The following is a 5236-nucleotide window of genomic DNA, read 5'->3' on the forward strand; positions in this document are numbered from 1 at the left end:
GCGGGGGCCTCGGCAGCGGCCGGAGCCGCACCCGGGGCGCCGATGACGGCGAGCTTGGCGCCGACCTCGGCCGTCTCGTCCTCGCCGACCACGATCTCCAGCAGCACACCGGAGGTGGGCGCCGGGATCTCGGTGTCGACCTTGTCCGTGGAGACCTCGAGCAGCGGCTCGTCGGCCTCGACGGACTCGCCGACCTCCTTCAGCCACCGGGTGACGGTGCCCTCGGTGACGGACTCGCCCAGCGCGGGCAGGACGACGTCCGTGCCCTCGGCGGAGCCGCCGCCGGAAGCGGCCTCGGCGGTGGGAGCGGGCGCCGGGGCGGCCTGCTCGGTGGAGGGCGCGGCAGCGGCCGGCTCCGGGGCGGGCTCGGCGACCGGCTCGGCGGCCGGGGCCTGCTCGGCGGCCGGGGCCGGGGCAGCGGCCGGGGCGCCGGTGCCGTCGTCGATCACGGCCAGCTCGGCACCGACCTCGACCGTCTCGTCCTCGGCGACCTTGATGGAGGCCAGGACGCCGGCGGCGGGGGAGGGGATCTCGGTGTCGACCTTGTCGGTCGAGACCTCGAGCAACGGCTCGTCGGCCTCTACGCGCTCACCCTCGGCCTTCAGCCAGCGGGTGACGGTGCCCTCGGTGACGCTCTCGCCGAGCGCCGGAAGGGTTACGGAAACCGCCATGGTTTCGGTTGCTCCTTACGAATTGCGGAAGTCTGTGTCGTCGCTTCGTCGACCGAGGGTCAGTCGTGCGAGTGGAGCGGCTTGCCGGCCAGCGCCAGGTGCGCCTCGCCGAGCGCCTCGCTCTGCGTCGGGTGGGCGTGGATGAGCTGGGCGACCTCGGCCGGCAGCGCTTCCCAGTTGTAGATCAGCTGGGCCTCGCCGACCTGCTCGCCCATGCGGTCGCCGACCATGTGGACGCCGACCACGGCACCGTCCTTCACCTGGACGAGCTTGATCTCGCCCGCGGTGTTGAGGATCTTGCTCTTGCCGTTGCCCGCGAGGTTGTACTTCAGAGCGACGACCTTGTCCGCGCCGTAGATCTCCTTGGCCTTGGCCTCGGTGATGCCCACGGAGGCGACCTCGGGGTGGCAGTACGTCACCCGCGGGACGCCGTCGTAGTCGATCGGAACGGTCTTCAGACCGGCCAGACGCTCCGCGACCAGGATGCCCTCGGCGAAGCCGACGTGCGCGAGCTGGAGCGTGGGGACCAGGTCACCGACGGCGGAGATGGTCGGGACGTTGGTGCGCATGTACTCGTCGACCAGGACGTAGCCGCGGTCCATCGCGACGCCCTGCTCCTCGTAGCCGAGACCGGCGGAGACGGGCCCGCGGCCGACGGCCACCAGCAGCACCTCGGCCTCGAACTCCTTGCCGTCGGCGAGGGTGACCTTGACGCCGTCCTGGGTGTACTCGGCCTTCTGGAAGAAGGTGCCGAGGTTGAACTTGATGCCGCGCTTGCGGAACGCGCGCTCGAGAAGCTTGGAGGAGTTCTCGTCCTCGACCGGGACGAGGTGCTTGAGGCCCTCGATGACGGTCACGTCGGAGCCGAAGGACTTCCACGCGGAGGCGAACTCGACGCCGATGACGCCGCCGCCCAGGATGATCGCGGACTTCGGCACGCGGTCCAGGACGAGGGCGTGGTCGGAGGAGATGATCCGGTTGCCGTCGATCTCCAGGCCCGGCAGCGACTTCGGCACGGAGCCGGTCGCGAGCAGGACGTGGCGGCCCTGGATGCGCTGGCCGTTGACATCGACGGAGGTCGGCGACGACAGCCGGCCCTCACCCTCGATGTAGTGGACCTTCCGGGAGGCGACCAGGCCCTGGAGGCCCTTGTACAGACCGGCGATCACGCCGTCCTTGTACTTGTGCACCCCGGCGATGTCGATGCCCTCGAAGGTGGCCTTCACACCGAACTGCTCGCTCTCGCGGGCCTGGTCGGCGATCTCGCCCGCGTGCAGCAGGGCCTTGGTGGGGATGCATCCCCGGTGCAGGCAGGTACCGCCGACCTTGTCCTTCTCGATCAGGGCGACGTCAAGCCCCAGCTGCGCCCCGCGCAGGGCCGCGGCGTAGCCGCCACTACCACCGCCGAGGATCACTAGGTCGAAAACGGTGCTGGCGTCGTTCGCCACGTCACGTCCTCCATGCATGTACGCCGTACGCCGGTCTCCAGTGACCGGGCGGCGGCTGGTGTCCGGCCGCTCTTTCTTCGGCCCTGTGGTGGGGGCCCTGTCCTGCCGAGCCCCATCTTCGCACTTGTCAGCACCGAACGAGACGCCGGGCCGGGGTGTGAGACACCACACGCTCACATGAGAAAGCAGGCACCGGTGAGACTTTTCGACCAGGGGCGCGGTGACACACCCAGGGGCGCGGGGAACTGCGCGACAAGCCACAACGGGCCCGCAGCCGCCCACGCCCCTCGGGAACTGAGCTCTCAGGCGGACATCAGCCCAGGTCACCCGCGGCGGTCAGCTCGGCCAGCCGCACCAGCGTCCGCACCGCGGACCCCGTGCCGCCCTTGGGGGTGTACCCGAACGGCCCCCCGTCGTTGAACGCCGGCCCCGCGATGTCGAGGTGCGCCCACGGGATGCCCTCGCCCACGAACTCCCGCAGGAAGAGCCCGGCGACCAGTCCGCCGCCCATCCGCTCACCCATGTTCGCGATGTCGGCGGTGGGGGAGTCCATCCCCTTGCGCAGGTGCTCCGGCAGCGGCATCGGCCACGCCGGCTCCCCGACCTCCTCCGCGGCCTCGTGCACCGCGGTGCGGAACGCGTCGTCGTTGGCCATGATCCCGAAAGTCCGGCTGCCGAGGGCGAGCATCATCGCCCCGGTCAGCGTCGCCACGTCGACGATCGCGTCCGGCTTCTCCGCCGACGCCGCCCACAGGGCGTCCGCCAGCACCAGCCGGCCCTCGGCGTCGGTGTTGAGCACCTCCACCGTCTTGCCGCTGTACATCCGCAGCACGTCACCCGGGCGCGTGGCGGACCCCGACGGCATGTTCTCGGCCAGCGCCAGCCAGCCGGTCACGTTGACCTCGAGACCCAGCCGCGCCGCCGAGACCACGGCCGCGAACACCGCCGCCGCGCCGCTCATGTCGCACTTCATCGTCTCGTTGTGGCCCGCCGGCTTCAGCGAGATGCCGCCCGAGTCGTAGGTGATGCCCTTGCCGACCAGCGCGAGGTGCTTCTTCGCCTTGGACGAGGTGTACGACAGCTTCACCAGCCGCGGCCCGGACGCCGACCCGGCGCCGACGCCGAGGATGCCGCCGTAGCCGCCCTTCTCCAGGGCCTTCACGTCGAGCACCTGCACCTTGAGGCCGTGCTCCTTGCCCGCCGCCTGCACGATCGCGGCGAAGGCCTCGGGGTTCAGGTCGTTGGGCGGGGTGTTGACCAGGTCGCGCGCGCGGTTGAGCTCCTCGGAGACCGCGACGGCCCGGGCGAGCGCCGCCTTGTACGCGGCGTCGCGCGGCTTGCCGCCCAGCAGCGTGGCCTCGGCCAGCGGCGCCTTGCCGTTCTTGGCCTTGGGGTTCCTGCCGTTCTCCTTGTAGGTGTCGAAGGAGTACGCCCCGAGCAGCACGCCCTCGGCGACCGCGCCGAGGCCGGCGGCGTCGCCCAGGGGGAGCGCGAACGCGGCCTTCTTCGAGCCGGCCAGCGCGCGGGCGGCGACACCGGCCGCCTTGCGCAGCGCCTCCGGGTCGAAGGAGGAGTCCTTCTCGGGCTCGGCGCCCAGGCCGACCGCCACCACGAGGGGGGCCTTGATGCCGGAGGGCGCGGGCAGCTTCGTCACCTCGCCCTCGGCGCCGGAGGCGCCGAGGGTCTCCAGGACACCGGCGAGCCTGCCGTCGTACGCCTTGTCCACGGCCTCGGCGCCCGGTGCCACGACCAGGTCCCCGGACCTGGACGCGGTGCCCTTGGCGACACCGATCACGATCGCGTCGGCCCGCAGGCCGGGCGCCGCGGAGGTGCTGAGAGTGAGAGCAGTCACGGTGGTGAATTCTCGCTTCCGATGTGAAGTTGCGTGGGTCGAGCGGGTGGGTCGACCGGGCCCGACGGCCGACCCTAGTTCTTGTCCGAAACCGGATCCCGATCGGGGCCTTCACCCCTGTCGGCGACCACCCGGGACGAGCCTACGCTCGGGTCGGCCGAGCGTACCTCCGGCTGCGGGACAGGAGATCATTCCCGGGGTACCCTGCCGCCCTCCCTTGGAGTCCGTCCGTTGAAACGCCCTCTCCTGCTCGTCGCCCTGCTCCTGCTGATATCCGGATGCTCGACCGCGTCCGACCCCGACCCCGACCCCGGGCCGGACGAGTCCCGCTGGCGGCCGCGCCCCGGCGTGGCCTGGCAGTGGCAGCTGACCGGTCGCGTCGACACGTCCGTGGACGTGCCGGTGTACGACATCGACGGCTTCGACCAGTCCCGGGCCGTGGTGTCCGCGCTGCACGACAAGGGCCGCAAGGTCATCTGCTACCTCTCCACCGGCGCGTGGGAGGACTGGCGCCCCGACGCCGGCGAGTTCCCGGAGTCGGTGATCGGGCGCGGCAACGGCTGGGAGGGGGAGCGCTGGCTCGACATCCGCGCCGTCGACGTCCTGGAACCGCTGATGGCCGACCGCCTCGACATGTGCCGCGAGAAGGGCTTCGACGCGGTGGAGCCGGACAACATGGACGGCTACCGCAACCGCACCGGCTTCGAACTGACGGCGGCCGACCAGCTCCGCTACAACCGCCTGATCGCCCGACTGGCCCACGAGCGCGGCATGTCGGTCGGCCTGAAGAACGACCTCGACCAGATCCCAAAACTGGTCGGCGACTTCGACTTCGCGGTCAACGAGCAGTGCGCGCAGTACGGCGAGTGCGGGGACATGAAGCCGTTCGTCGACGCCGGCAAGGCGGTCTTCCACGTCGAGTACGAGATACCCACCAGCCGCTTCTGCGCCGAGTCCCGGCGTCTGCGGCTGAGTTCGATGCTGAAGAAGTACGAGCTCGGGGTGTGGCGCGAGGCCTGCTAGAAGTCCAGCGACAGGACCACCAGCGCGGTCGTCGCCGCCGTCTCCGCCAGCCCCCCGAACACGTCCCCGGTCACCCCGCCGAAGCGGCGCGTGCAGTGCCGCAGGAGGAGCTCGGCCACCGCCACCGCGGCCGCGACCGCGAGGACCGCGCGGACGACGTCGTACGACCCGAGGAGCGCCCCCGCCCCGGCCGCGCCCAGCGTCACGGCGGCCGCCGCGAGCACCGCGCCCCGCACCGGGAC

The 5236-nt window shown here is 71.5% G+C and carries 5 protein-coding genes; 1 reads left to right on the forward strand and 4 read right to left on the reverse strand.

Going from position 1 to position 5236, the window contains the following annotated elements; genetic code table 11:
• From AOJ26_RS28540 to AOJ26_RS28550, 3 genes are all read right to left on the reverse strand, one after another.
• A partial coding sequence (locus tag AOJ26_RS28540) for a biotin/lipoyl-containing protein (RefSeq protein WP_324614002.1) occupies positions 1-671 on the reverse strand: 671 nt, incomplete at its 3' end.
• Positions 672-730: 59 nt separating this feature from the next.
• Positions 731-2119 carry a dihydrolipoyl dehydrogenase gene (gene lpdA, locus AOJ26_RS28545; RefSeq protein ID WP_053851237.1) on the reverse strand — a complete coding sequence of 463 codons (1389 nt, stop codon included), beginning with the start codon at positions 2117-2119 and terminating at the stop codon, positions 731-733.
• A 313-nt stretch (positions 2120-2432) separates the two neighbouring features.
• A complete protein-coding gene (locus tag AOJ26_RS28550; protein WP_053851238.1) occupies positions 2433-3971 on the reverse strand; it encodes a leucyl aminopeptidase in 1539 nt (512 codons plus the stop codon).
• A 231-nt stretch (positions 3972-4202) separates the two neighbouring features.
• Between AOJ26_RS28550 and AOJ26_RS28555 the strand changes: the two genes are divergently transcribed.
• Positions 4203-4994 (forward strand): endo alpha-1,4 polygalactosaminidase, encoded by a 792-nt coding sequence (locus tag AOJ26_RS28555; protein ID WP_053851239.1) that lies wholly within the window; start codon positions 4203-4205, stop codon positions 4992-4994.
• On the opposite strand, the gene AOJ26_RS28560 is transcribed toward AOJ26_RS28555, so the two are convergent.
• Positions 4991-5236, reverse strand: a 246-nt coding sequence (locus AOJ26_RS28560) for an adenosylcobinamide-GDP ribazoletransferase (protein WP_199828882.1), incomplete at its 5' end; no start/stop codon positions are given. The two genes, AOJ26_RS28555 and AOJ26_RS28560, sit on opposite strands and share 4 nt — an antisense overlap.

It is taken from the genome of Streptomyces sp. NRRL B-24085 (assembly GCF_001282115.1).
Lineage (GTDB): Bacteria > Actinomycetota > Actinomycetes > Streptomycetales > Streptomycetaceae > Streptomyces.